The sequence below is a fragment of the Pseudomonas sp. LB1P83 genome, assembly GCF_054897885.1.
Genome location: NZ_CM142709.1, coordinates 2545804 through 2571459 on the forward strand (window position 1 = coordinate 2545804; position 25656 = coordinate 2571459).

At 57.7% G+C, this 25656-nt stretch carries 21 protein-coding genes, 3 tRNA genes and 2 pseudogenes; 21 read left to right on the forward strand and 5 right to left on the reverse strand.

The features are described 5' to 3' along the window. The first annotated feature begins 190 nt into the window (after positions 1-190). The 9 genes from ACYZTY_RS11870 (at position 191) to ACYZTY_RS11910 (ending at position 6580) form a co-directional block, all read left to right on the forward strand. Positions 191-952, forward strand: coding sequence for a carbon-nitrogen hydrolase family protein (locus ACYZTY_RS11870; RefSeq protein ID WP_461958637.1), 762 nt, complete (start codon positions 191-193; stop codon positions 950-952). Continuing rightward, positions 952-1395 (forward strand): GNAT family N-acetyltransferase, encoded by a 444-nt coding sequence (locus ACYZTY_RS11875; RefSeq protein ID WP_461958638.1) that lies wholly within the window; start codon positions 952-954, stop codon positions 1393-1395. Before ACYZTY_RS11870 ends, ACYZTY_RS11875 begins: the two co-directional genes overlap by 1 nt. Before the next feature lie 127 nt (positions 1396-1522). After that, on the forward strand, positions 1523-2164 hold the full coding sequence (gene gacA, locus ACYZTY_RS11880) for a response regulator transcription factor GacA (protein ID WP_008015884.1): 642 nt from the start codon (positions 1523-1525) through the stop codon (positions 2162-2164). Positions 2165-2166: 2 nt separating this feature from the next. After that, positions 2167-3990, forward strand: a complete 1824-nt coding sequence (uvrC, locus tag ACYZTY_RS11885; protein ID WP_461958639.1) for an excinuclease ABC subunit UvrC — start codon at positions 2167-2169, stop codon at positions 3988-3990. Positions 3991-4022: 32 nt separating this feature from the next. Next, complete coding sequence (gene pgsA / locus ACYZTY_RS11890) at positions 4023-4583, forward strand: CDP-diacylglycerol--glycerol-3-phosphate 3-phosphatidyltransferase (RefSeq protein ID WP_109632018.1); 561 nt, start codon at positions 4023-4025, stop codon at positions 4581-4583. 63 nt (positions 4584-4646) lie between these two features. Beyond that, a tRNA-Gly gene (locus ACYZTY_RS11895) sits at positions 4647-4722 on the forward strand. Between the two features lie 46 nt (positions 4723-4768). Further along, positions 4769-4842 (forward strand) — tRNA-Cys (locus tag ACYZTY_RS11900). A 162-nt stretch (positions 4843-5004) separates the two neighbouring features. Further along, a tRNA-Leu gene (locus tag ACYZTY_RS11905) sits at positions 5005-5091 on the forward strand. A gap of 172 nt (positions 5092-5263) precedes the next feature. Then, on the forward strand, positions 5264-6580 hold the full coding sequence (locus ACYZTY_RS11910; RefSeq protein ID WP_461958640.1) for a tyrosine-type recombinase/integrase: 1317 nt from the start codon (positions 5264-5266) through the stop codon (positions 6578-6580). A 1033-nt stretch (positions 6581-7613) separates the two neighbouring features. On the opposite strand, the gene ACYZTY_RS11915 is transcribed toward ACYZTY_RS11910, so the two are convergent. Then, complete coding sequence (locus tag ACYZTY_RS11915) at positions 7614-8453, reverse strand: AraC family transcriptional regulator (RefSeq protein ID WP_461958641.1); 840 nt, start codon at positions 8451-8453, stop codon at positions 7614-7616. A 143-nt stretch (positions 8454-8596) separates the two neighbouring features. Between ACYZTY_RS11915 and ACYZTY_RS11920 the strand changes: the two genes are divergently transcribed. The 6 genes from ACYZTY_RS11920 to ACYZTY_RS11945 all read left to right on the forward strand — a co-directional run bounded on the left by ACYZTY_RS11920 (position 8597) and on the right by ACYZTY_RS11945 (position 14684). After that, a complete protein-coding gene (locus ACYZTY_RS11920; RefSeq protein WP_461958642.1) occupies positions 8597-8785 on the forward strand; it encodes a DUF1656 domain-containing protein in 189 nt (62 codons plus the stop codon). 12 nt (positions 8786-8797) lie between these two features. Further along, positions 8798-9706 (forward strand): efflux RND transporter periplasmic adaptor subunit, encoded by a 909-nt coding sequence (locus ACYZTY_RS11925; RefSeq protein ID WP_461958643.1) that lies wholly within the window; start codon positions 8798-8800, stop codon positions 9704-9706. Next, complete coding sequence (locus ACYZTY_RS11930) at positions 9706-11667, forward strand: FUSC family protein (RefSeq protein ID WP_461958644.1); 1962 nt, start codon at positions 9706-9708, stop codon at positions 11665-11667. Before ACYZTY_RS11925 ends, ACYZTY_RS11930 begins: the two co-directional genes overlap by 1 nt. Positions 11668-12085: 418 nt before the next feature. Further along, complete coding sequence (gene gcvA / locus ACYZTY_RS11935) at positions 12086-12991, forward strand: transcriptional regulator GcvA (RefSeq protein WP_461958645.1); 906 nt, start codon at positions 12086-12088, stop codon at positions 12989-12991. A gap of 74 nt (positions 12992-13065) precedes the next feature. Then, on the forward strand, positions 13066-13893 hold the full coding sequence (locus ACYZTY_RS11940) for an EamA family transporter (protein ID WP_461958646.1): 828 nt from the start codon (positions 13066-13068) through the stop codon (positions 13891-13893). A gap of 29 nt (positions 13894-13922) precedes the next feature. Next, entirely contained in the window at positions 13923-14684 is a 762-nt protein-coding gene (locus ACYZTY_RS11945; protein WP_461958647.1) for an SDR family oxidoreductase, read from the forward strand. 37 nt (positions 14685-14721) lie between these two features. On the opposite strand, the gene ACYZTY_RS11950 is transcribed toward ACYZTY_RS11945, so the two are convergent. Next, positions 14722-15690, reverse strand: a complete 969-nt coding sequence (locus ACYZTY_RS11950; protein ID WP_461958648.1) for an AraC family transcriptional regulator — start codon at positions 15688-15690, stop codon at positions 14722-14724. Positions 15691-15791: 101 nt separating this feature from the next. Here ACYZTY_RS11950 and ACYZTY_RS11955 point away from each other — a divergent pair, with 101 nt between their 5' ends. The 4 genes and pseudogenes from ACYZTY_RS11955 to ACYZTY_RS11970 form a co-directional block, all read left to right on the forward strand. Continuing rightward, the gene (locus ACYZTY_RS11955) at positions 15792-17042 is read left to right on the forward strand and encodes an MFS transporter (protein ID WP_461958649.1); all 1251 of its coding nucleotides are present in this window, start codon (positions 15792-15794) and stop codon (positions 17040-17042) included. Positions 17043-17091: 49 nt separating this feature from the next. Next, positions 17092-18423, forward strand: coding sequence for an MFS transporter (locus tag ACYZTY_RS11960; RefSeq protein ID WP_461958650.1), 1332 nt, complete (start codon positions 17092-17094; stop codon positions 18421-18423). Positions 18424-18437: 14 nt separating this feature from the next. Next, complete coding sequence (locus ACYZTY_RS11965; protein ID WP_461958651.1) at positions 18438-20111, forward strand: N,N-dimethylformamidase beta subunit family domain-containing protein; 1674 nt, start codon at positions 18438-18440, stop codon at positions 20109-20111. Positions 20112-20331: 220 nt separating this feature from the next. After that, positions 20332-20478, forward strand: a pseudogene (locus ACYZTY_RS11970) (Lrp/AsnC ligand binding domain-containing protein); the annotation flags it as partial. Positions 20479-20507: 29 nt separating this feature from the next. Here ACYZTY_RS11970 and ACYZTY_RS11975 read toward each other — a convergent pair. From ACYZTY_RS11975 to speB, 3 genes and pseudogenes are all read right to left on the reverse strand, one after another. Then, positions 20508-20749 (reverse strand): annotated as a pseudogene (locus tag ACYZTY_RS11975) (ribbon-helix-helix domain-containing protein). Between the two features lie 409 nt (positions 20750-21158). Continuing rightward, a complete protein-coding gene (locus ACYZTY_RS11980) occupies positions 21159-21386 on the reverse strand; it encodes a hypothetical protein (RefSeq protein WP_461958652.1) in 228 nt (75 codons plus the stop codon). A gap of 418 nt (positions 21387-21804) precedes the next feature. Continuing rightward, positions 21805-22779: an agmatinase gene (speB, locus tag ACYZTY_RS11985; RefSeq protein ID WP_461958653.1), complete on the reverse strand. Its 975-nt coding sequence runs from the start codon at positions 22777-22779 to the stop codon at positions 21805-21807. Positions 22780-22933: 154 nt separating this feature from the next. Here speB and ACYZTY_RS11990 point away from each other — a divergent pair, with 154 nt between their 5' ends. Both ACYZTY_RS11990 and ACYZTY_RS11995 read left to right on the forward strand, forming a co-directional pair. Then, positions 22934-23866, forward strand: coding sequence for a LysR family transcriptional regulator (locus ACYZTY_RS11990; protein ID WP_461958654.1), 933 nt, complete (start codon positions 22934-22936; stop codon positions 23864-23866). Positions 23867-23878: 12 nt separating this feature from the next. Then, positions 23879-25417, forward strand: a complete 1539-nt coding sequence (locus ACYZTY_RS11995; RefSeq protein ID WP_461958655.1) for a sigma-54-dependent transcriptional regulator — start codon at positions 23879-23881, stop codon at positions 25415-25417. Positions 25418-25656: the final 239 nt, after the last annotated feature.

Sequence of the window (25656 nt, forward strand, 5' to 3'; positions counted from 1 at the left end):
GTACGTAGCTGTGAAAGGGCGTTGAACATGGTCTGTCTCCGATGAATGCGCCGAGCTTACTAGAGGCCGGTGCGCGGTTTCAATCAGAAAATGCTATCGACCAGTGGCTGTGTTTACTATCGCTTGAGTGCGCCCTGGTTTATGACACACTTCGCCTTCCGCCCGGCCTGCCACATCACAAGGACGAAGCATGACGACACTGACCATCGCCGCCGCACAATCGATCTCCATCGCGGGTGATCTCGCCGCCAATATCGCCTGGCATCAGCGCTTCATGCAGATTGCCGCGGAGCAGGGCGTCCAGTTGCTCGTCTTTCCTGAGTTGTCGCTGACCGGGTACGAGCGCGGGCTGGCGGCTGAGCTGGCGATTGACCCGAATGCCGAGGTGCTGCAACCGCTGCGAGATTTCGCGCGGGAAACGGGCGTGACGAGTGTGGTCGGAATGCCGATTCGTCTGTCGGATGATTCACCGGTACTGATCGGTGCGTTGGTCCTGGGCGCCGATGGTTCACTCGCGGTGTACAGCAAGCAGCATCTGCATCCGGGCGAGGAGGTGGCGTTTGCACCGGGCACGGGTGGCTCGACCTTGACGATTGGCAGCGACACGGTCGCATTGGCGGTGTGCGCCGATTTTTCTCACGCCAGCCACGCGGCAGCGGCGGCGGAACAAGGCGCCGACCTTTATGCCGCCGGCGTCCTGATCACCGAAAACGGCTATGCGCCGGATACTGCACTCTTGCAAGGCTATGCCGGCACCCATTCAATGGCAGTGCTGATGGCTAACCATGGCGGGGTGACGGGAGGTTGGGAATCGGCAGGGCGCAGTGCAATCTGGGCGGCGGATGGATCGTTGATTACCGCAGCACCCGGTACGGGTAATCTGCTGGTCATTGCTCGCCGAGACGCTGGAGGCTGTTATAAAGGGCAAATCGTGGAGGTCGTGGAGGCTTGATGGGCTTCGAATTGCGTCCGGCAACCGCCCGGGATCTGGAGTTCGCTCGCGACCTGACCTGTCGAACCATGCTTCGCTATTACATTCAGCATGATCTGCTGTGGCTGGACGAGGCGTTCGATGTTGCCTGGGCCGGGCGCGAGAACTGGTTGATCGTCCGTGACGATGTCTTGCAGGGTTATGTGAGCCTCAGTCGCGACGCTAGAGCTTTATACATCCGCGAGTTGCACGTGCTCGAAGCGTTTCAGGGACAGGGTGCCGGTTCCTGGGCGATCGATCAGGTATTTGCCATGGCCTGCAAAGAGCGGCGTCCGGCTTTGCGCCTGACAGTTTTTGAAACGAATCCGGCCAAAGCGCTGTACGAGCGAAAAGGGCTGAAGGTGGTCGGCCAAGACGAGTGTTTCCTGAGAATGCAGCGCGATGTCGATGAGCTTCTTCGCTGAAACACGCTTGCGACAGGCCTTTCAAGATGTATTGAAACTTTTTATATAGCGCTTGCCGCTAGGTCTGCCAGTCGCTTTTTGCTAAGGTGTCCGGCAACCCAATAAGACCATATCGCGAGGTGTCTGCTTGATTAGGGTGCTAGTAGTCGATGACCATGATCTCGTTCGTACAGGCATTACACGAATGCTGGCTGACATCGATGGCCTGCAAGTAGTCGGCCAGGCTGAGTCAGGGGAGGAATCCCTGCTTAAAGCGCGTGAGTTGAAACCCGATGTGGTGCTGATGGACGTCAAGATGCCCGGGATCGGCGGTCTTGAAGCCACGCGCAAATTATTGCGCAGTCATCCGGACATCAAAGTCGTCGCGGTCACCGTTTGCGAGGAAGATCCGTTTCCTACGCGGCTGTTGCAGGCCGGTGCCGCAGGTTATCTGACCAAGGGCGCCGGGTTGCCGGAAATGGTCCAGGCGATTCGTCTGGTATTTGCGGGGCAACGCTACATCAGCCCGCAAATTGCACAGCAACTGGCGATCAAATCCTTTCAGCCGACCAACGATTCGCCTTTCGACGCGCTGTCAGAACGCGAGATTCAGATCGCATTGATGATTGTCGGCTGCCAGAAAGTCCAGATCATTTCCGACAAGCTCTGCCTGTCGCCAAAAACGGTCAACACTTACCGTTACCGCATTTTCGAGAAGCTCTCGATCAGCAGTGATGTCGAGCTGACGCTGTTGGCGGTGCGTCACGGCATGGTTGATGCCAGCCTCTGAAAATGACTGAAGTCTTCGATCCAGGCGCTTTTCTGTCGACCGTCAGTGGGCGCCCTGGCGTCTACCGCATGTTCGACAGCGATGCACGCCTGCTGTACGTCGGCAAAGCCAAGAATCTAAAAAATCGCCTGTCGAGCTATTTCCGAAAATCCGGTCTTGCGCCCAAGACGGCGGCGTTGGTCGCCCGTATCGCTCAGGTCGAAACGACCATCACGGCCAACGAAACCGAAGCCTTGCTGCTTGAGCAAACGCTGATCAAGGAGTGGCGCCCGCCGTATAACATCCTGCTGCGGGACGACAAATCCTACCCTTACGTCTTTCTCTCGGATGGCCAGTTCCCTCGCCTGAGCATCCATCGCGGTGCGAAAAAGGCGAAGGGCAAGTACTTCGGTCCGTATCCCAGCGCGGGCGCCATTCGCGAAAGCCTGAGCCTGCTGCAAAAGACCTTTTTTGTTCGCCAGTGCGAAGAGAGCTATTACAAGAACCGTACGCGCCCTTGTCTGCAATACCAGATCAAACGCTGCAAGGCCCCGTGCGTCGGGCTGGTGGAGCCCGAGGTATATGCCGAGGACGTTCGCCACTCGGTCATGTTCCTTGAAGGCCGCAGCAATGCGCTGACGGACGAGTTGTCCGCCGGCATGGAAGAGGCGGCGATCAACCTCGAGTTCGAGCGCGCCGCCGAGTTGCGTGACCAGATATCGTTGCTGCGCCGGGTACAGGACCAGCAAAGCATGGAAGGCGGTACGGGCGATATCGACGTGATCGCCGCGTTCGTCAATCCGGGCGGCGCCTGTGTTCACTTGATCAGCGTGCGCGGTGGGCGGGTGCTGGGCAGCAAGAACTTCTTCCCTCAGGTCGGAATCGACGAAGACGTTTCCGAGGTCATGGCTGCATTTCTCGGTCAGTATTTCATTACCAGTCCCGAGCGCGACTTGCCGAGCGAACTGATCGTCAACGTGGTTCACGAGGACTTTCCGACCCTGATTACCGCCATCGACGAGCTTCGCGGTCGCGAGTTGACTATCAGTCATCGAGTGCGCGGTACGCGAGCGCGCTGGCAACAACTGGCGGTCACCAATGCCGAGCAAGCGTTGAGCGCGAGGCTGGCCAACCGTCAACACGTCGCCGCGCGTTTCGATGCCCTGGCAGAAGTGTTGAATCTGGAGGAGCCGCCGCAGCGTCTTGAGTGCTATGACATCAGCCACTCCAGCGGTGAAGCCACCGTTGCCTCTTGCGTGGTGTTCGGTCCGGAAGGCCCGATCAAGTCCGACTATCGTCGGTACAACATCGAAGGCGTGACTCCGGGCGACGACTATGCGGCCATGCACCAGGCCCTGACCCGACGCTTCAGCAAGCTTAAAGACGGGGAGGGAAAGCTGCCGGACATTCTGCTGGTGGACGGCGGCAAGGGGCAGCTGTCGATGGCCCGCGACGTGCTCAATGAATTGTCGGTACCTGACCTGATTCTACTGGGCGTGGCCAAGGGCGCGACGCGCAAGGCCGGTTTTGAAACCCTGTACCTCAACGACGCAGCCCACGAATTTACGCTGCGCGGCGATTCCCCCGCGCTGCATTTGATTCAACAGATACGCGATGAAGCCCACCGTTTCGCGATTACCGGGCACCGCGCGCGCCGTGGCAAAACCCGGCGCACATCGACGCTTGAGGGCGTTGCAGGCGTCGGACCGACACGTCGGCGTGATTTGTTAAAACATTTTGGTGGATTGCAGGAGCTGTCTCGTGCCAGCATCGAGGAGATCGCCAAAGCACCCGGGATCAGTAAAAAGCTCGCAGAGTTGATTTATGCAAATCTGCACAGCGAGTAGAATGCCACCTCACCTCGTAGCCAGTTGTGCCGATGAATATCCCTAATCTGATTACCGTTCTACGCGTCCTGCTCATCCCGATCTTCATTTTACTGTTCTACCTGCCTTACCAATGGAGCTACCTGGCCTCCGCCTCGGTCTTCGCATTTGCCGCCGCTACAGATTGGCTGGACGGCTATCTGGCCCGTCGTCTGGAACAAAGCACACCGTTCGGGGCTTTCCTCGATCCCGTGGCTGACAAGCTGATGGTTGCCGTTGCGCTGGTATTGCTGGTGCAAGAACACGGTAATCTGTGGCTCACACTGCCTGCCGCCGTCATCATCGGTCGCGAGATTGTCGTTTCGGCACTGCGCGAATGGATGGCCGAACTCGGCGCCCGTGCTCACGTCGCGGTGTCGAACCTGGGCAAATGGAAAACCGCCGCGCAAATGCTGGCGCTGGTGATCCTGCTGGCCAATCCATCGGACTTCACCTTCTGGGTCTTGATCGGTTACGCCTTGTTGCTGGTGTCTGCCGGCCTGACATTGTGGTCGATGGTCCAATACCTGCGGGCTGCCTGGCCGCATCTGAAGACCGACGTGGAAAAGAAATAAAACTTTTTTGAATCAAAGGGTTGACGGGGCTTCTGGATTCTATAGAATGCGCCACACCAAGACGCGGGAATAGCTCAGTTGGTAGAGCACGACCTTGCCAAGGTCGGGGTCGCGAGTTCGAGTCTCGTTTCCCGCTCCAAGTTTGTACACATTTGATGTTGCGCTACATGACAGCAAATGTTTGAGGCCGAGTAGCAAAATGGTTATGCAGTGGATTGCAAATCCACCTACGCCGGTTCGATTCCGACCTCGGCCTCCACTATAAACAAGCTCCGTAGATCTATGATTTACGGAGCTTTTTTATTTGCGCAGCCTTGCAAGATTTTGTCTTGAAAAGGGTATCTGCGAACTTGCTTCACCGGGGCGGGATGTATATATTTCGTCCTCTGTTGCACAAGCCAGACAGCTTTACCGCGCTACCGCCCGAATGGCGAAACTGGTAGACGCATGGGACTTAAAATCCCCCGCTCGTAAGGGCGTGCCGGTTCGATTCCGGCTTCGGGCACCATCTTGCATTCCACAGAGCGCTTTTGAGTTCTTTGGAAGCCTTGAAAAACCTGCCTTCTGGCGGGTTTTTTCGTTTTAGCATTCCGTCGGAATCTTGCCCATTCTTCTGGAATCCAGTCATTTAGAGGGTAAAGGGAGGGGTAGTCTTTGGTTCGATTAAGGATAGTACCCTTATGTCGCGCACAACTGCTCCGCTTACCGACGCTGCTTGCCGTTTAGCCAAGCCAACAGACCGTCCCTACAAGCTTTTCGACGGCGACGGTCTCTATCTCCTAATCCAACCCAATGGCCGTAAAGGCTGGCGTCTCAGGTATGTAAAGCCTGACGGCCGGGAGGGGCTGACCTCCCTCGGCAGCTATCCTGTGATTGGCCTCGCCGATGCGCGCCAGAAGCGTTTAGATGCGAAGCGGATGCTCGTAGACGGCATTGATCCCGTTGAGAACAAGCGTAAAGCCAAAAAGGAAGATGCTGTCAACGGCCGTACTTTTGAAAGCGTTGCGTTGGACTGGCACAAGAACATGTCGGCCAGATGGACACCCGACCATTCCAAGAATGTATTCAACCGTCTGAATAACTATGTGTTCCCGTTTATCGGTGCTCGCGCGATTGCTGATCTCGATACTTATGATCTGATGCAACCTTTGGAGGCGATCAGAAAACGTGGAACGATTGACGTCGCCTTAAGGGTACAAAGATACCTGCAAAGTATTATGCGTGAGGTAAAACGCCTTCGTCTTATTCCGATAAACCCTGCGTACGATCTTCAGGGCTTGATCAAAGCGCCGCGAGTCTCCCATCGGCCTGCATTGCCCCTGTCACGCCTGCCTGAATTGCTGGCACGAATCTATGCCTACAAGGGCAGAGAGCTGACCCGGCTAACGCTCATGCTCTCGCTGCACGTGTTTGTTCGCTCGAGTGAGTTACGTTTCGCTCGCTGGTGTGAGTTCGACCTCAAGCGTGGCGTATGGGAGATCCCGGATACTCGGCCGGAGCTGGAGGACGTACGCCATTCAACGCGGGGGACGAAAATGGCGGGCGATGTTCATCTTGTGCCTCTATCGCCGCAAGTTGTGGCCGTGCTTGAACAAATCCACACCCTCACTGGTACATTCGACCTGGTGTTTGCCGGTGATGCTAGGGCCTGGAAGCCGATGTCAGAAAACACCGTGAACAAAGCGTTGCGCACCATGGGGTACGACACGAAGACAGAGATTTGTGGTCACGGATTCCGCTCAATGGCCTGTAGCGCACTGATCGAGTCAGGCCTGTGGTCTGAGACGGCCATCGAAAGGCAAATGAGTCATAGAGAGCGCAACAGCGTTAGAGCCGCCTACATTCACAAGGCAGAGTTTATTGAAGAGCGTCGGTTGATCATGAATTGGTGGAGCCGGTACCTTACGTCGAATCTTCAGGAGCATGTCACGCCTCATGAGTTTGCTAATCTGACCGGCGAGAATGCCACACGATTAAACTCAAACGTGGTGCGATGAAGTAGGCGTGCGGCGAATGCTTCGTAGGGGGATTAAAGGCTGTTCGCCCTCAGTCCGGAAAGTTTGCTGCTCCCTCGTGTGCCGTGCTCCGGGGCTCATCACTGAGATGTTAACTTCGAGCAGTGACTACGGATGTTACCACGATGATTGAGTGGTTCTAATGAGCGTTAATTTTTCTGCGATAAGCCGCTGGATATCTGAAGTTCAGGTGCCGCCTAAAGTACTGGGAGACACTTGCAAAATGATGGTTAGCATCTGATTTCTAGGGGGTGATGATTGCGATACGCTGCCATTCAGTCGGATTTTTTATTGCGCAGTAGAGCGCTATATTGGCAATATCTCGCTCCCGCGCGCTCTTGTCAGCTCACCGTCCCTATCATTTGGGGGCTGAGTCTTGGATAGCTCGGGGTAACCCGGCCTTCGTGCCGAGTTTTTTATGGGGTCGGCAGGCACGGCCCATGGACGAGTTTGGAGTTTAAAGCGACCCTATGTATGGGGTGCTAGGGGTCGAGTGTTCGAATCACTCCGTCCCGACCATATTTTTAAATGACTTAGCCCAATCCGAAAAGGTTGGGCTTTTTAATGCTTGGAAAATCACTCCCACATTTACTCCCACAGATATTTTGGATCTCGATAGCGGTGGGTTCACGCTGCTTTTCGCCCTTTCACATGCCGCTTAGGGCACCCATCCTGTGATATTTCTTTTCATTTTAGGGATTCATTAAGCTGATGGGGGCGGGAGGATTCATGATGTCCGAAGAACATTTTGACTGGGCTCTAGTACGGCATTTTCAGCATGAAAAATCTTGATATGCCCCCATTTTTGCCCCCAGCACTCAATGGGTTCGGGCGAAAGGTTGCAAGCAACGCCGAGAACCTCTACCCACAGGTTATTACCCGAGACACCTTGCGCACGATCCAAGGCCACATGGATCAGAACGTAGCTCGGTTACACCAAAGTCACGCGGGCAGCGGTCGCGGTTGAAGATCGGAAGGAGCAGGCGAATCAGAGACCGTCAGGAAAAAGTTTCTCTTAGGAGACAAAGTCGCTTCTCGGTGAGCGAGAATGAGAATTCTTAGCGGGAAGAGTGGTATTGCGCAGGTAGCGTGCCGGTGAGGTGCCGAGCGTTTTACGAAACATGGTGATAAACGAGCTGACTGACTCATAGCCGAGCGCTTCTGCGGTTCGCTGTACTGACAACCCCTCGGCTAAGCTTTGCAGCGCGACAATGATCTGCCATTGCTTGCGCCATTGACCGAAGGTAAGGCCGGTTTCACCTTTTACCAGACGGGACAGCGAGCGTTCACTCATGGCCACATGGCGCGCCCAACTCGCCATGGTGGCGCGGTTGGCCGGGGCTTGCGCTAGCGCCCGGGCGATTGTGTGCAGCGCTGCTGATGCAGGCAAAGGCAGGTAAAGCTGTTCCGTGGGGGCCAGTTCAAGCTCTTCTAGCAACACGTTGGCCAACCGTGCAGTGCGTGAGTGTGGGGTGTAATCCTGTGCCTGGTCACTGAGGTGGAGAATGAGTTCCAGGATCAGTGGCGATAGAGCCAGCGTACAGCAGCGGTCTGGCAGTGACGCGACGCCGGGTTCTACAAACAAAAAACAGACTTGCCCGTTGGCCGTCACACGGTTGCTATGAGCAACGCCACCCGGTATCCAGACGCCGAACCCTGACGGGACCATCCACACGCCGTCTTCTCCCGTACAGACAATGCCACCGCAATAAGCCACTACCAATTGCCCCTTACGATGCTTGTGTACGGCGGACTCACTGTCGTTACGTTGGGTTTCCAGTGTCAGTGCTACGGCAGGTTGCGAAAGATTGTCGTACTCAAACTGATCGACGGGTAAGCGGTGGATTTCGGCCATGGCATGGAATCGTGGGTTTGTCTGGATTTGATTATATTCTGGCAGTCTACTCAATATCGGCGTCGGTGGTAATTGCTTAGCATCATCAACAAGCCCCCAGCAGGATGGGGGATTGCCAGAACCCTCCGAATCCGGTGTTTGCCATGCTTAGCGAATTCTCCATCGCCAACCTCTATCTCCCCCCCTTGTTGGTTTACCTGGGCGTATCGGTCCTGGCCTACAAACTCATTGAGCGCCTGACGCGCCGCTGGCTGGACTGGACCTGGCACCCCGCGCTGGCGCGTTTTTTTGTCTCGCTCATCGTCGTGTCGACGATGGTCGTCAATTGTTGAGCGGGGAAGGCCATGTCTATCGTCAAAATCCTCAAACCTTCCATCACCCTATTACTTGGTTTGCTGGCCGTGGCGTTCTGCCTGCAACTTTGGCGGGCGTATGTCCTGGCGCCCTGGACACGTGACGGGCGAGTGAGTGCGCAGGTTATCCGCATCGCTCCCGAGGTTTCCGGCCAGATAGATCAGTTGCTGGCCAGGGATAATCAATGGGTGACAAAGGGCGATTTACTCTATTGCATCGATCCCCGTGCGTATCGATTGGCCCTGCAGCAGCGCACGGCGCAGTTCGCAGAGGCACGCAGTGTGTTCGAGCAACGCCGTGCACAACTCAAGCGGCGAGCCCAGTTGGCCGGGGCCATCGCCCAGGAAGAGATTGACAACGCAGCGCGCGACCTGGCTGTGGCCCGAGCGCGTCTGGACGCGGCCGCAAACCAGGTCGCCCAAGCGCAGCTCGACTTGGACCGCACGACCATTCGTTCGCCGGTAGACGGCTATGTCACTCAGCTGCGACTGCAGCCGGGCGACTACGCACAGGCAGGCAATACGAACCTATTCGTCGTCGACGGCCATAGCTTCTGGATCACGGGCTATTTTGAGGAGACCAAGCTGCCGGCAGTGCGTATCGGCGCTCCGGTATCAATCAAGCTGATGGGATTTTCCCCGCTACTGGAAGGGCATGTGGCAAGCGTGGGCAGGGGGATCGCCGACGTTAATGAATTGCGTAATGACAACGGTTTGCCTCAGGTGACCCCGACCTTCAGCTGGATTCGATTAGCGCAGCGTGTACCCGTGCGCATCGAGTTGGACCAGGTACCTGACGGGGTGGAATTGGTGGCGGGCATGACCGCCAGTGTCGAAGTTGAAGGGTCGAACGTTGCGCCGCACTGGCGGCTCACCCAATGGCTGCAGGCGTTCATGTGATGACGAGCCTGGCGACACGCCTCTTCGCGACGCTCCCCCGGCCCTGGACGTCCGTCACCTTCTTCTACGTATTGCGCAGCATCCTGGCCGCGGGCCTGGCGCTATGGCTTGGCTTTCAACTGCATCTGGATTACCCATTCGCCGGCGCATCCACCGTGTTGTTGCTGCTGCAGCCAATCCAAGGGGCGGTTCTTGGCAAGGGCGTCTACCGGATGCTGGGTACCCTGATAGGCCTGGTCGCGGCTGTGGTGCTGACAGGGTTATTCGCTCAACAGATGCTGTTGTTCATACTCGGTATCGGTCTGTGGCTGGGCTTGTGTGTCGGCGCAATGACCGTTTTGCGCCATTATCTTGCCACGGCGGCGGTGGTGGCGGGCTATACGGTCTGCCTGGCGCTGGGCCCGGCCATCGTTGCGCCTCAACTGGGGTTTGACCACATCATCACCCGTGGTACGGCGGTCGCGTTTGGTGTGCTGAGCTTGAGTCTGGTGGTGACGCTGTTCAGTTCCAAGACGATGGAGAATAAAGTACGAAGTTCGCTCGTCAGCGTCTGTGCCTGCAGTGCCCGACTGCTCGCAGCCAGACTCTCGGGCGAGCCGCCTGCGCAACTGACGACGCAACGTCACCAGCTCGCTATGGACATCGGCAAGGTGGACGATCAGCTGGGCCTCGCCCGGGGGGAGTCGTCGCTGATTCGCTCCCGGCAATTGGCGATTCAAGCAGGTCTGGCGCATTTGCAATCCGCTGTGCTGGACGTGCACCTGGACGACAACGCCGCCGGAGTCGATCGCCTGTCGCTTGCTGAAACAGGCAGTGCGTTACGACAACTCAGTGAACGCATGATCGACACCCGCTGCGACTTTCTTGCTGCTGCCGATACGGTGGGGCAACTGCGTCGCTTGGCGGATGATCATGCTGATTTAAATCAAGGCTCGCGGTTGCGCAGCGAACGATTGGACGAGCAACTGACGGATCTGAGTGAGGCCTTGCTGAACTTCTCCAGTCTCGATCATCCTCGCCCGGAGCGGGTCCGTGCCGTGGGGTACCATCGCCATTACGCTGATGCGGTGCGCAATGGCATCCGGGCAATGCTCGCCACGCTGGCCACGGGTGCGGTCTGGTACCTCAGCGGATGGAATCAAGGGCCCACGCTGCTGGCAGTCTTGGGCCCATGCTGCACACTGCTGGCGACGGCTTCTGCGCCCGCGCAGGGCATTGCCAGCTTTATACGCGGCACGCTCTACGCCATTTTGGCAGCAGCGCTGTGTAAGTTCCTGCTGATGCCACAGATCAACGGTTTCCCTCTGTTATTTCTGCTAATGGCTGCGTTCTGGTCGTTCGGGATCCATGCGACGAGCCAAGCTCGCTACGCCTTGCAAGGCATTGCCTACCTGATCGGTTTCAACACTTTAGTGAGCACCGGCGATATCGCCTCCTATGATTTCGTCGACTTTGCGAACCAGGCGCTGGCCTGGATTGTTGCAATGCTTATCTGCCTATTGGCATTCCAGATCTTGCCGAAAGATCCTGCCAAACATGTTGAGGCATTGAAACGCGCACTCCATAAAAACACCCGCCACCTACTTCGGGTTGGGGGCACGATCGATCACTCTAAATGGCAAGCAAGACAACAGTCTCGAATAGTCGCGTTGATGAATTTGCTTGGCGCTGATAACCAACACGATTACCAGGCGGGCTACTTGTCGCTGCAACTGAGTAAGCAATTGAGCCGGTTACAGCGTAAAGCGCGCCGAATCGAACCTGGGTCGCCCGTCGCCTATTGCGCGCAAAGCGGCGCGCGGCGGATTGCTCGTTCTGCTTATGATCCGGCGATCAGCGCCGCGCAAGCACGCCGAACATCAAGGTCGATGAGAAGGCTCGGAGCGCATCAGTTAGCGATGTGTTACCAAGACTTGGCTTGGTTGCTGGAGCAATACGCGAACATCGCGCGTTTCCCTTGATGAGTCACAAACCCAGTCATAACCGCATGGCACGGTAAAGGGGAGCCATAGGCTTCTTCATGCCAACTATTTGGATTTCAACTAACCAAGGTGATAGGCAATGAAAAAAATGACACTTGTCCTGGCAACCGCATGGATAGTCTGCGCGCCACTATCCGTCTTTGCTTCCGACGGTTCTGAAGCGCTAAGGCGTTGGCATGAGTCAGGCAATAATGAGCAGCACAGACAGAAACAGATTCCCCCTTCCAAGCGCAGTGTTTCGCCTATCCAGCATACCGAGAAGCCTCCGAATCGTTGAGCATTCAGTTCCTTTGAGCGACTGTCCCGGAAGGGAGGTGACGTTTACAGTGAATTTAGCTTTCGCATGAGCTAACGTTCATGCCAGCGTTTTTCTGACAACTCGCTGGATACTGCACCTATGAGAAACTTGCCGCCCACCGCGACATTGCGTGCTTTTGAAGTCGCCACTCGCCACCCGACGTTCACTGCCGCCGCGCAGGAGCTACATATTACCCAGAGCGCGGTCAGTCACCAACTCAAGCATCTTGAGGCGCTCTGGGGGCTGCAGTTGTTTGAACGTGGTAAGGCGTTACGCCTCACGGCAGCGGGGGCAACGCTGGCGCCCATCGTGCGGGAGTTTTTCATCAGCCTGGAGGCGACTTTAGGTGACCTGCGCGAGCAAAAGGGCAGGGTTCGACTCAGCGTCAGCACCACCTATTCCTTTGCTCTCAAATGGCTGCTGCCACGCTTGCCGCGTCTTTCTCGCCAGCACCCCGAGCTGCTGGTCTCGCTGGACACTACGGATAAAATCATCCACTTCTCTCAAGGCCAGGCTGATGTTGCGATCAGGCTCGGAAAGGGCAATTACCCAGGTCTGCATTCGGAGTTCTTGTTTGGGGAGCAGGTATTTCCTGTGGGCAGCCCCGAACTGCTGCGGCGCGTTGGGACGCCGGAGAGCCCCGCAGAATTGTTGCATTTCCCGCTGTTGACTCGGGATGGTGCCGAAATGGTGCCAAAGTGGGAAGTGTGGTTTCAGGCCGTTGGGCTGGCCTATTTGCCGCTCAAGGAAAGCGTCAGATTTGGCGATACCAACATGACGGTCGAGGCGGCCTTACTAGGCCAAGGCGTTGCATTGGTGCGCAGCGGGCATGTCGAGAACGAAATCAGCGATGGCCGTTTGGTGCGGCTGTTCGATGTGCCGCTCCCATCACTGCTTGCTTACTACTTCGTCTGCCCCAAGGGCATCGAATCGCAGCCGCACATCGCCAGCTTTCGCCAATGGTTAGTCAGTGAAGCGCTGAAAGTACAACGCGTAGAACAGTAAACCATGAGCATCCGTTCATGCTGCGATGAGGAGACTTCGCTTTAGCCCCGGCGCCGGATTGCCTAAAGTGGCGCATGCCTATTCATCTGATCTTCCTCGTGCTTTTCGCCGCGCTGCTGCATGCCAGCTGGAATGCGCTGCTGCGTAGCGGCGCCGACCGGCTGTGGTCCATGACGGTGATGTGCATTGCCATCGCCATCACCAGTGTCGTTGCCGCAGCGTTCATGGTGCCACCCGCGACTGAAAGCTGGGGTTACGCGGTGTTTTCGGGGTTGCTGCATGTAGGCTACAACTTGTTTCTGGTGCGCAGTTACCGAGTCGGCGACCTGGGACAGATCTATCCGATTTCACGTGGATCGTCGCCGGTGCTGATCACCTTAGGTGCAGCCGTTTTTGCCGGAGAAAGCATCACGCCTGGCGAGTTACTCGGTATTGCGCTGGTGTCAGGCGGGATTATTTCGCTGGCCTTCAGAGGGCGCAGTCTGTCGGTTCCCAGCCTGCCCTATGCGCTGGGGACGGGCGGCTTTATCACGGCCTACAGCGTGGTCGACGGCATCGGCGCCAGGCTCTCTGGTGCGCCGTTTGCCTACACAGTGTGGATGTGCGCCCTGTGGGGCGTGCTGATGCCTGTGGTCTACATCGGCCTACGTGATACCCGCAGCTTATTCTCAGTCCGGCCCGGAGCAGTGACCGCGTTGGTTGGCGGACTGGTCTCTTTGCTCGCCTATGGAATGGTCATTTACGCCATGAACGAAGCGCCACTGGGCGCGGTATCCGCATTGCGTGAAACCAGCGTGCTGTTTGCGGCGTTGATCGGCTATGTGTTTCTCGGCGAGACGCTCACCCCGCGCCGGATACTGGCGTGCGTAGTGATCGCCAGCGGTACCCTCATCATCGGCTGATACAGCCAACGGCTCAGGAGCAATGTTTAATGGTCAACGTCTCGCAGGCACCGCTGATTCTAATCACGGGTGGAAGTCGTGGGGTGGGGGCGGCAACCGCCCGGCTGGCCGCCGAAAGAGGTTATGACGTCGCTATCAGCTACGTTGCCAACGAGTCCGCAGCGCTGGCCGTGGTTGCGGATGTGGAAGCATTGGGGCGCCGGGCGTTGGCTATGCGAGCCGACAGTTCGGACCCCCAACAGGTGGCCGATTTGTTCGCGGCCATCGACCGCTCGTTCGGACGCATCGACGTACTGGTCAATAACGCCGGTATGCTGGCGCCTCAGTCACACCTGGAGGCCCTCGGCTTCGAGCGGATGCAGCGCATCTTTGCGGTCAATGCCATTGGGCCAATACTCTGTGCCCAGCAGGCAGTGAAGCGCATGTCTTATCGCTACAACGGCCCGGGCGGGGTGGTGATCAATGTCTCTTCGGCATCGGCGCGTCTCGGCAGCCCCAATGAGTACCTCGACTATGCCGCGTCAAAGGGCGCGCTGGAGACGTTCACCATTGGGTTTGCAAAGGAGGTGGCCCGGGAAGGAATACGCGTTAACTGTATTCGCCCCGGACATATCTATACCGAAATGCATGCCAGCGGCGGTGAGCCGGGGCGGGTAGATCGTGTCAAGGACTCGATCCCCATGGGGCGGGGCGGTCAGCCGGAGGAAGTGGCGCGCGCGATTCTATGGCTGGCGAGCGCGGAGGCATCATTCGTTACCGGTACATTCCTCGACGTAACGGGCGGTAAATGAGTCAAAGGCGCGGATCATCGGCTACCTGCGCTCGGCTTCAAGTAACAGCGTGCTGCCTCACCTTGCGACTCAAACCCGGTGTCTTGCCCGTAATGCGCTTGAATGCGCGACTAAAAGCGGCCTGGGAGGTATAGCCCAAGCGCTGCGCCACCTCTTCAATCGGCAGCCTTTCGAGCGTCAGCCACTGGCTTGCAAGCCGCATTCGCAGTTCGGTGACATAGCGCAGCGGGGTCATGCCAATCGTCACTTGAAAACGGTCCGCGAAGACCGAGCGCGAGGTATTGCATTGCTCTGCCAACTGCGCAACGGTCCAGTCGCGGCCCGGTTGTTGATGGAGCGCCAGCAGTGCACTGGCCAAGCGTGGATCGCGCAAGGCGGCGACCAGGCCAGAAGCATTCCCGCAGGCGCACTCAACCCAGCCGCGAACGACCATGGCGGCCACCACGTCAGCCAAACGCGCGAGGATACCGGCGAAGCCGATACGGGCGGCGCTGACCTCGCGTTCCATGGTGGTCAGGATCGGCACCAATCCGGGGTAACGCTGGCCGCCGGCATCAATCAGCATGAGGCCCGGCATCAGCCTGCCAAGACCATGGATACTGCCCAGTTCAAACTCCATACAACCACTGAACAAAATTGTGCTCGGCGTGGGGCTGGCATCGGTTCCGGTATCCACCGCGCTGACGGTGTCACCGAGGGGCGCGCCGTCCAGGCGTTCGATGTCCAGAACCGGCATGTCCGTGTGGGAAACCAGTTGATGGGCCGCGCCATGGGATATGAACACGGCGTTGCCGGCAGACAGTGCGTACGTGGCCCCGTCCTCCATCCGCAGCACTGCATTGCCGACGGCCATGAAGTGGAACCAGGCATGACCAGGTTTTTCAGCGAAGCCCAAGCCGAAGGATGGACCCGCTTGGATACGCCGGTATTCGACGCCACGCAGACGCATGCCACGCAACAGCTCGTTGATGAGATCCGAGGAGAGAGCAAACTGATCTGCAGGCATAGTTCAGGTGTTTTAGTCAAAAAGTAGAGATTTTCGATCATAGATCATCCAGCTTCCCGCGCCTAGACTTCGGCTCGAATGAAGATTGGGAGATCTGTGCAATGACTGACTGTGTGTGTAATGCCGTTTCCGACTGCCATTGCGGCGTCGGCTCGGACCTGGAGCCTGGAGCCCCCGCATGGATGGCAGTATTTTCATTGGCAATGGGTGTGTTCGGATTACTGACCGCTGAGTACCTTCCGGCCAGTTTGTTGACGCTGATGGCTACCGACCTGGGGGTGTCCGAAGCGTTGGCTGGCCAGGCGGTAACGGTGACAGCCGTGGTGGCGCTGTTCGCTGGCTTGTTGGTGCCAGGCCTGACCCGCGGCATCGACCGACGTTGGGTGTTGCTGGGTTTTTCCACGTTGATGGTCGCCTCCAATCTGTTGGTCGCCGTTTCCTCCAGCTTCGCGGTGCTGTTGTTGATGCGCATCTTGCTGGGTATTGCCCTTGGCGGGTTCTGGAGCATGGCGGCGGCGGTAGCGATGCGCTTGGTGCCGAGCGCTTTGTTGCCCAGGGCGCTTTCGATCATTTTCAGCGGCATTGCCATCGGGACGGTCGTTGCCGTGCCGCTGGGCAGCTATCTGGGCGGGTTGTATGGCTGGCGCAGCGCGTTCTTTGCAGCGGCGGCGGTTGGTATGGTGACCTTGGCGTTCCAGTCGTTCACTCTGCCGCGCCTTGCGCCGCGCCGGCCGGCACGCCTGCGTACCGTGCTCGAGGTGTTGCAGCGCCCAGGCATCGCCATGGGGATGTTCGGTTGTGTGCTGGTGCACAGCGGCCACTTTGCGATGTTCACCTATGTTCGGCCATTCCTTGAAAGTACTACCGGCATCGGCCCGCAAGGGCTGTCACTGATGTTGCTGGGGTTCGGTGTGGCGAACTTCGTCGGCACGCTGTTGGCCGGCAGGCTGCTGGAGCGCCACCCGCTGGCCACTCTCGTGTTGATGCCTGCGCTGGTCGGCGTTGCAGCACTGGCGTTGGTGCTGTTGCCGGCCTCGTTGCCGGGGCAGGCTGTACTGCTGGCGATCTGGGGCTTGGCCTTTGGTGGTGTGCCGGTGGCGTGGTCGAACTGGGTCGCCAGCGCGGTACCTGACCAGGCGGAAAGCGCCGGAGGCATGGTAGTGGCCTCTGTGCAGTCAGCCATTGCTACGGGCGCCGCCGCTGGCGGTGCAGTGTTCAGCCTCGGTGGCAGCGCAGGCGTATTCGTAGCGGCGGCCGTGCTGATGCTGCTGGCCGCGTTGCTGATTGCAATGCGGGTCCGCGTCCCTTCTGCCCATGGCGTTCGCCAGCCCAAGCCCGCGTTGCACCTTTGATCCGGTTTGCCAAATCGCCTCGATCCCATCCGTAATCAGGAGTTAACCCATGAACAATACGACGTCTCACCAAGGACGCCTAAAATCGTTGCGTGCGGCAGGTATCGGCAATGCGCTCGAATGGTTTGACTGGACCCTGTACGCAACCTTTTCGGTGTACCTGGCAAGCAACCTGTTCGACAAGACCGATGCGCGCTCGGCGATGCTCGCGACTCTTGCGGTGTTTGCGGTTGGCTTTGTCGCACGCCCTGTGGGCGGATGGTTGTTTGGCCGCCTGAGCGACCGACTGGGGCGCCGGACCATCATGGTGCTCACCATGCTGCTGCTTGCGATCAGCAGCCTCGGCATCGCGCTTATCCCTGACTATCAAAGCATCGGCCTGTACGCCTCGGGCGCGCTGCTGTTTTTCCGGCTTATGCAGGGGCTCGCCCATGGTGGCGAGACAGGGGTTTCCTACACCTATGTCGCCGAGATCGCCCCAAGCAAGCACCGTGGTTTATGGTCAAGTTCCGTTTATGTGGGGGTGACGTTAGGGGTGATGGCGGCGACGGCCGTGGCGGCAGCGCTGACCTGGCTGCTGGGCGCGCAGGCCATGGGTGACTACGGCTGGAGGATCGGTTTTGCCATCGGTGGAGTACTCGGCATTTATGCTTTGTTCTTGCGCCGCGGTGCGCAGGAGTCTCATGTGTTCGTAGAACAGCAGGGGCAAGCTCGGCCGCCGCGCAAGCTGTCCACGGGGGAGATGCTACGCGTGGCGCGTAACATCGTCATGCTTGCAGCGGCTGCCAATGTCACTTACTACGCGTGGGTCACGTTCGGCGCTTCGACGGCGATTGCCCAGGGCATGGACGCCACGGGGGCCTATGTGGCCAGTCTTCTCGCGCAGATCCTCTGTGTGTGCTGGTTACCGGTCTGCGGGATGTTGTCCGATCGGGTAGGGCGCCGGCCCATGGTCATCGCCTGGGGCCTGGGTGTGATTCTGCTGACCTATCCCATTTCGATAATGGTGACCACCGAGCCCTACACGCTGTTCCTCGCCCAGGTGCTGGGACTCGGCGCCTGGTCGTTGATCGCGGCGATTTTTCCTGCCGTGCTGTCCGAGCAGGTACCCACCCAGGCACGGGCCCAGGGCGTAGGCTTGGTCTCGTCGGTTTCAGTGGCGATCTTTGGTGGCACCGCCCCTTATCTACACAACTACCTTGGCGGCGCCGACCTTGGCTATCTGTACGTCAGCTATGTCATCGGGTTGGGCGTAGTCACCGTCCTGGCAGGGTTTCTGATCGACGAAACGGCGGGCATCGACCTTGCGCACATCGAGGCGCCTAGCGCTCGAGCCAGCGTAAATACCTTGGCTGGTCGATCCGCCGAATCAGCCGAATAAAGGAGTACGAATCAATGAATTCCACAGACCTCAAAAACCCTGCTGCACGAGGTGAACGACCCGGCGCCAGCGTGACCGTCAGCCAGACTTCAGGGCCACGTCAGGCCGCACGCGAGACCTGGGTTGAAGTCCCTTCAGAATCAGGCCCGGCGGCAGCCTGGTGCTATTCGGATCGCCGCGCCTATAGCCCGGGTGATTCGGTTTGCCTTTATCTGTCGTCGAACTGCCCGCAAGTGAGGCTCAGGATCTATCGCGATGGAGCCATTGCCCGCACGGTGCATACCACCGACAGCCTTGATGCTCGATTCCACCCCATACCTGAGCGTGCCTATGAGCATGGCTGCCAATGGCCAGTCTTCATGCAATGGCCAATCCCGGCTGATGCCGAGCAGGGTGGCTATTTAGTGGAAGTACGGGACGGCGCTGGCAGCGTCCTCGGGCATCATCTGTTTATCGTCAAGGCGCTGCGCAAGCGGGCTGATGCCTTGGTACTCGTCGCGGCCACATCGACGTGGGCCGCTTATAACGACTGGGGCGGTGCCAATCATTACTTTGGTCTTCACTCCGGCACGCCGCGTGGCCGCTCACCGTTGCTGTCGGCACAGCGCCCCTGGGCGCGAGGGCAGGTGTGGCTGCCGGACGATGCGCCACGTTGCGTCAACGCGACCCGGCCCCGCCAGCCAGGGCCGGCGCGCTATGAGTTCATCGAATGGGCTGGCCTTAACGGTTACGCCAAGTACTACGCGCTGGCGGGGTGGGCTTCTTACGAGAGACCCTTTGTGGTCTGGGCCGAACAGCAAGGTTATACGGTGCATATCCTGACCCAGGACGATTTGCATCACGACCCGCACGCGCTTGAGGGCTACGCCTGCGCCGTCTTCGCCGGGCACGACGAGTACTGGACGCGGGAAATGCGCGACCATGTCGACGCCTTTGTCGAGGAGGGCGGCAAGGTCGCGCGATTCGCCGGCAATTTTATGTGGCAGATTCGCCTGGAGGATGAGGGCCGGCGGCAGGTGGCCTACAAGTACGATGCCGGCGCGCTCGATCCTGTGGCGGCTACCGAGCCTCATCGGCTAACGGGGGCCTGGGAAGATCCGAGGGTAAATTACCCCGGGGCAAGGACGTTCGGGGTGAATGCTCTGCGGGGGATATATGGCAGCTTTGGGGGAATGGCACCGCGCAACCCTCGCGGGTATACAGTCTTCAGGCCCCAGCACTGGGCGTTTATGGGAACTGGACTGGGTTACGCGGACATGTTCGGAGACGAAGCCAACATCTTTGGCTATGAGGTGGATGGCCTGGAATACACGTTCGTCGACGGTCTCCCAGAACCGCTCGGCATAGACGGTGCGCCCTGCGGATTGCAAATCCTCGCAATGGGCTGGGCGACCAATGCCGAGCATGGTCGGTCCGAGGATGCCTATTCATTCATGCTCGGCGATGGCGATGCCCGGTTTCGTGCTTCCATCCTGGCGCCCGAACTTAACGACGCCAGCATCGATTTGCATAGCCGCGGGGTCGGCATGGTGGTGCACTTCCACAAAGGTCGAGGTGAGGTATTTACCGCCGCCACGTGCGAATGGATACATGGCCTCATGCTGGGAGATATTTACACCGAGATGATCACGAAAAATGTGCTCGATCGTTTCTTGAGCAAAACGCAGGAGGTTCGCCGGTCTCCTTAAAAAAGCGGTTGTAGCGTTGGCATAACGTCAAGTTGGCGCTCCGTTACAACGGTGCGTAAATCTTGCAAATGGTTCTGGTGGAAAATGCACGCCAGGCGTTCAAGCTGAGTCGTTGAAGCACTTAGGTACCGGGGGTCAGAACGTATGTTCGGCCCCCGGAAACTGGCCGCTCTTCACCTCCCGCGCGAAATCACTGGCGGTGGCGTGGAGCATAGGCCGGGACTATTTGCTTCACGTCATTACTCAGGACCTGTTGGCCTTTCAACGGCTCTACGATGAGAGTCTGCCAGCCTTGCCCAATGTGCAACGCCTGACCTCGACGCTCGTCATGAAGCGAGTCATCCAAGACCCGCCGTTGCCCGTGTGACTGCTGCGTCGACGCAGTAACGGCCTCATTCAGCCATGGGCGTTCAGCATCCTCTGTTTGAACGCGCGGGGCTTACCGCTGGCCTCGCCCCAAGCAATGCGGCACGGATGGCTTCTACTTCCGAAGTGCGCGCCTGTTCGCGACGAATCAAATCGCGAATGTACTCGCTGTCATTGGTGTAATGGCCTGCCTCAATCTGGGCCTTGATTTTGCCGGGTTCGGTCAGCGAGCGGATGAAGGCATTGCTGAGTTTTCGTCTGAGAACAGGCATGTTATCTGGAATTATCGGCGGGGGGGGGCACCGTTTTAAAAGTCGAAACTCCCCCCCAATTGTGCCCCATGAGCTCTGGGATTAGACAGGCGGCAGCAGACTGATCTTGCCTATAACGAGTTGTTATTAAGCGTGGGTCTGGAATTTAGTGGAATTCCATTACAGGCTCTCAGGATCGCCAAAAAACATTTTGACTTGGCCCTAGGGCGGTGTTTTCGGGTCATTAAAAATAAATGATGCCCCCAGTTTTTGCCCCCCACTTGCGCCGGGAGTGCGAGCGATCGCGAATAGTGACTTCTGATAAATCCCAGTGTGGTTTTGGCTGGCTGGCCTTCAGTGTACCTTCGTAAGTGGGACTGGATAGAGAGTACTTGTCCAACGAAGGGCAGGGTGTCGTTGAGCTTTGTTTCTAAGCCTTTGCATTTAAGCCCAACACTTCACGTAGTGACTCGTTGTCTGGCCAGTGACAATGCATCAGCCACCAAACGGCTGCCTGACCGATGGCGCGACTGATGCCACCAATCCCTTGAAGGTGGGTAACGCACAGAGCTGCGATTTCTGATTTTTCTTTGGGGCTTTCGTTGTAGTTATGGGTCTCAAGCGATAAAAATCTATAGAAACGGGTATACAGGTCCAAAACGTCTGCCTCCTTGGCTTGCTCCTCAACACTCTTACGTCGCGGACTCCCCTTTGCCCGCTCCCTCTCAAGATATTTGGCTTTGATACTCTGGCGACAATGATTGGTTAGCGGCTGTGATCCAACGGCTTGCTGATAAACATTATCCTCTCTGCCAAGACCAGGCTGCAGGATCGCTCCGCATACTTGATACCTTGATTGATCTTGGTGATCGCCGACGCGCGGCTTTGGAGCAGAGCGAAACGTTCCGAGAAGTGCAGGTCATGGACTGAAAGATCTGCAGGCCTGAATTGTAAGTGGCAAAAAACAGAGGGATCTTGGACGTTTTCTTGCCAAAGCAATACCTAAGAAACCAGCCGTGATGGCTTCAACTGGCCCTATATTCTGCTTTTCCTTCCCTGGAAAAGCTTATATCTACTTAGCTGCGAGCTTGCGCCCGAGCATGGAACACAAAGCCGATGCTGTTCATCAGCAGCTGTGCAGCAAGGATGGAGGTCATGCCGGTCGGGTCGTAGGCCGGTGCTACTTCCACCAGGTCCATCCCAACGATACGACCCTGACACCGGTTGGCCAGCGCTTGGATGATTTCCAGGACCTCGTAGTACTGGAAGCCACCGTGGCTTGGCGTGCCAGTACCGGGGGCGATCGATGGATCGAAGCCATCAATATCAATCGTGATGTAGTAGGACTCGCACTCGGGGATCAACTCCAGTACCCCCTCGCTGCCTAGCTCGCGTACATCTCGGACCGAGAGAATCTTCGAACCGGCTTCGCGCGCTGCGTTGTAGTCGTCTCGATTGGACGAGGAAACGTTGCGGATCCCCATCTGGGTCATGCCGACAATGTGGTCCATTTCCGATGCGCGACGCAGCGGGTTTCCGTGTCCATAGCGTACGCCATGGCGCTCGTCTACGAAGTCAAGGTGCGCGTCGAAGTGAATGATATGAATCGGACCACGACCTTCGAAGGCCTTGATAGCCGGGGCATGGACTGAGTGATCGCCACCCAGCACCACCGGCATCGCACCTGCTTCAAGCAACTTGCGTACGGCAAATTCAATATTATCGTTACTGCTTTTCATATCGGTATGAACGATATCTGCGTCACCTACGTCAACGATGCGTACGTCTTGCGATTGCAGGTACATCACATCATCCTCGAAGTCGTAGGCACCGGCATGGCCGAACGAGAACAGCGTCGATGCCTCGCGGATCCCTCGCGGTCCAAAGCGAGCGCCCGAACGCCATTGAGTACCCATGTCATTGGGCGCGCCAAGCACTGCAACATCCGCATCGATTGCCTCCCAGTCAGTACAGACGGGTGATTTGGCAAAAGTGCAATGGCCGACAAAGGGCAGGTTCAGGCGTCCGCTTTCATAGCTGTTACTGGACATTTCAGGCGTCTCCATATTGTTTTTGTTGGATGAAAGACGAGATAGATGCATCTCGAATACGCCTCAATATCGGCTTTACTCGCGGACGAAAAAATGATGATCTAACGATACGTACATCGCTATTTCCGATGAAATGCCCGCCATGAGGTGTGAGATGATCCAGTTGCACGATGTCGACCTGAAACTACTCAGGGTATTCGGTACCATCGTCAAATGCGGTGGGTTTTCTGCCGCTCAGGCTGCACTCAACGTAGCCCAATCCACCATCAGTGAGCAGATGGCCCATCTTGAGATCAGGCTCGGGGTCAAACTGTGCGAGCGGGGCCGCAGTGGCTTTCGCTTAACCGAGCAAGGGCAGGCCATCTACGCAGCCACCCAACGCTTGCTTGGCGCAGTGGAGGACTTTTGCGTGGAAGCCGATGTGCTCAAGCGCGAAGTCAGCGGGACTCTCAATCTTGGCGTGATCGACACCACCATCACCGACCCGGAATGCCCGCTGAAACAAACCACTCAGCGTTTTGTGCAGCGCGGTCATGAGGTGCACTTGAATGTGTACATCGGGACGCCGGCGGAGTTGGAAGAGCGCGTCATCGATGGCCGTTTGCATCTGGCGGTCGGGCATTTTCCGTTTCGTGTACCGGGGTTGTCGTACTCACCGTTGTATCAAGAGAGCCATGGTTTTTTTTGCGGTCGCAGCCATGCGCTGTTTGGCCTGAAAGAGCTCAAAATCAACCTGCTGGAGCGCATCGCTGCCAGCAGGATCGTCGCGCGAGGCTACCTGCAACATCGCGACCTTCAGGCATTGGGTGTGGACAAGGCGGCTGCAACGGTGGACAACGTCGAAGCTCAGGCAATGCTCATACTCTCCGGCGCTTATGCGGGATTTTTACCGGAGCATTATGCCCGGCAGTGGGTGGCAACCGGCGACCTTGAGCATCTAGGAGCTGGTCGTCTGCGCCTGCTTTCCGCCTTCGAAATCATCACTCGGCGCGGTATCGCATCACCGTTGATACTAAGGGCTTTTCTCGACGAGTTAATGCAATGCGCTCGGGCACTCGCCAACGATCTTTGTTCTAACCCCCATTGACCGAGGTGCATATTGCGAATCCATGTCACTTTCAATGATCGCGTCGGCATTACCCAAGAAGTCCTGGCATTGCTCGGTGCACGCAATCTCAACCTGGACGCGGTGGAGATGATTCCACCCAACGTCTACATCGATGCACCGGACCTGAGCCAGACTGTGTTGAACGAACTTAACTACGCGCTGTTGCGCATAGAGGGCGTCAAAGGCGTGGAGCTGGTTGACATGCTTCCGGGTCAGCGGCGCCGGCTGCAACTGGATGCACTTTTGGGAGCGATGAGCGACCCGGTATTGGCGGTGGATCCTGGCGGTTATGTACTGCTGGCCAACCCCAAGCTGATCAGTTTTTACGGCAGTGATCCCACGGGAGAGCCGCTGTCGAATCTGTTCTCCGAGCCAGACCTGGCAAGGTCCCTAGTCGACAAGGGATTTAGATTGCCTATGTGCGAGGTGAACTTCAAAGGGCAGGACCTGCTGCTCGATGCCACTCCAATCACCGGTACGGCACAGAGTTCACGGTTTCTCGCCGGTGGTTTGCTGACCCTCTACCCGCCGAGCCGCATTGGCGAGCGCCTGGCTTCACTGCATCACCATCACGCGGAAGGGCTGGACGCGTTGTTAGGAAAATCACCGGCGCTCAAACAGCTGAAGACGCGTCTGCACAAAGTAGCGGGACTTGATGCGCCATTGTTGATTCAAGGCGAAACGGGGACAGGCAAGGAGTTGGTCGCGCGGGCCTGTCACGCCATGAGCGTGCGGCGTGACGCGCCATTCCTGGCACTGAACTGTGCCGCGCTTCCGGAAAGCCTGGCCGAGAGTGAATTGTTCGGCTATTCGGCCGGTGCATTTACCGGCGCCCAGCGCGGCGGCAAGCCCGGGTTGCTGGAACTCTCGGATCGCGGCACGGTGTTCCTCGATGAAGTGGGCGAGATGTCGCCCTACCTGCAAGCCAAATTGCTGCGCTTTCTCAGTGACGGATGCTTCCGCCGTGTCGGTGGCGACCGCGAGGTGCATGTCAACGTCCGGGTGCTGTGCGCCACCCACCGCAATCTGGAACGCATGGTGACCGAGGGCAGTTTTCGCGAAGATCTCTACTACCGCCTCAATGTCCTGAACCTGATGGTACCGGCGCTTCGCGAGCGCGGGCTGGACATCCTGCTGCTGGCCGAACACTTCTTGCGCCAGGCCTGCGAACAGATCCAGCGCACGCCTTGTCGGCTGTCGCCTACGACTCATCCGCTGTTACTGGGAAACCGATGGTCAGGCAATGTCCGCCAATTGCAGAATGTGATTTTCCGCGCGGCCGCGATCAGCGAAGGGGAGGTGATCGACAGCGATGGTCTTGAGTTGGCCGGCACTGAACTGATCAGTCAGAAGACGGATGACGAGGAGGTGGTCAGCCTCGAAGACGCGGTGCAGGATTTCGAAAAGTCTTTGTTGGAGAGGTTCTACTTGGCCTATCCCTCGACCCGCCAATTGGCCCTGCGACTGCAAACATCACACACCGCCATCGGGCAGCGCTTGCGCAAGTACGGGATCGGATCGCGTTCTTAGCGTGTTGGGTTGAAGCGAGGGCGGTTCGATAACGCTCCAGTGGAGCAATTTCGCTCCATCGGTAAGCAAGCCGCGCCACCGTTGGCTCAAGCCGGATCTAACGCAATAAAACCAAATAAAAATCTGGAGCGATTTCGTTCCGTAGGTTCTGTCACGTCTTGTAAAAACACAACTAACATAATGATAAATAACGGAAAAATATAACTGGCATCACCTTTGCTCTTGTTTCATCAGCCAAG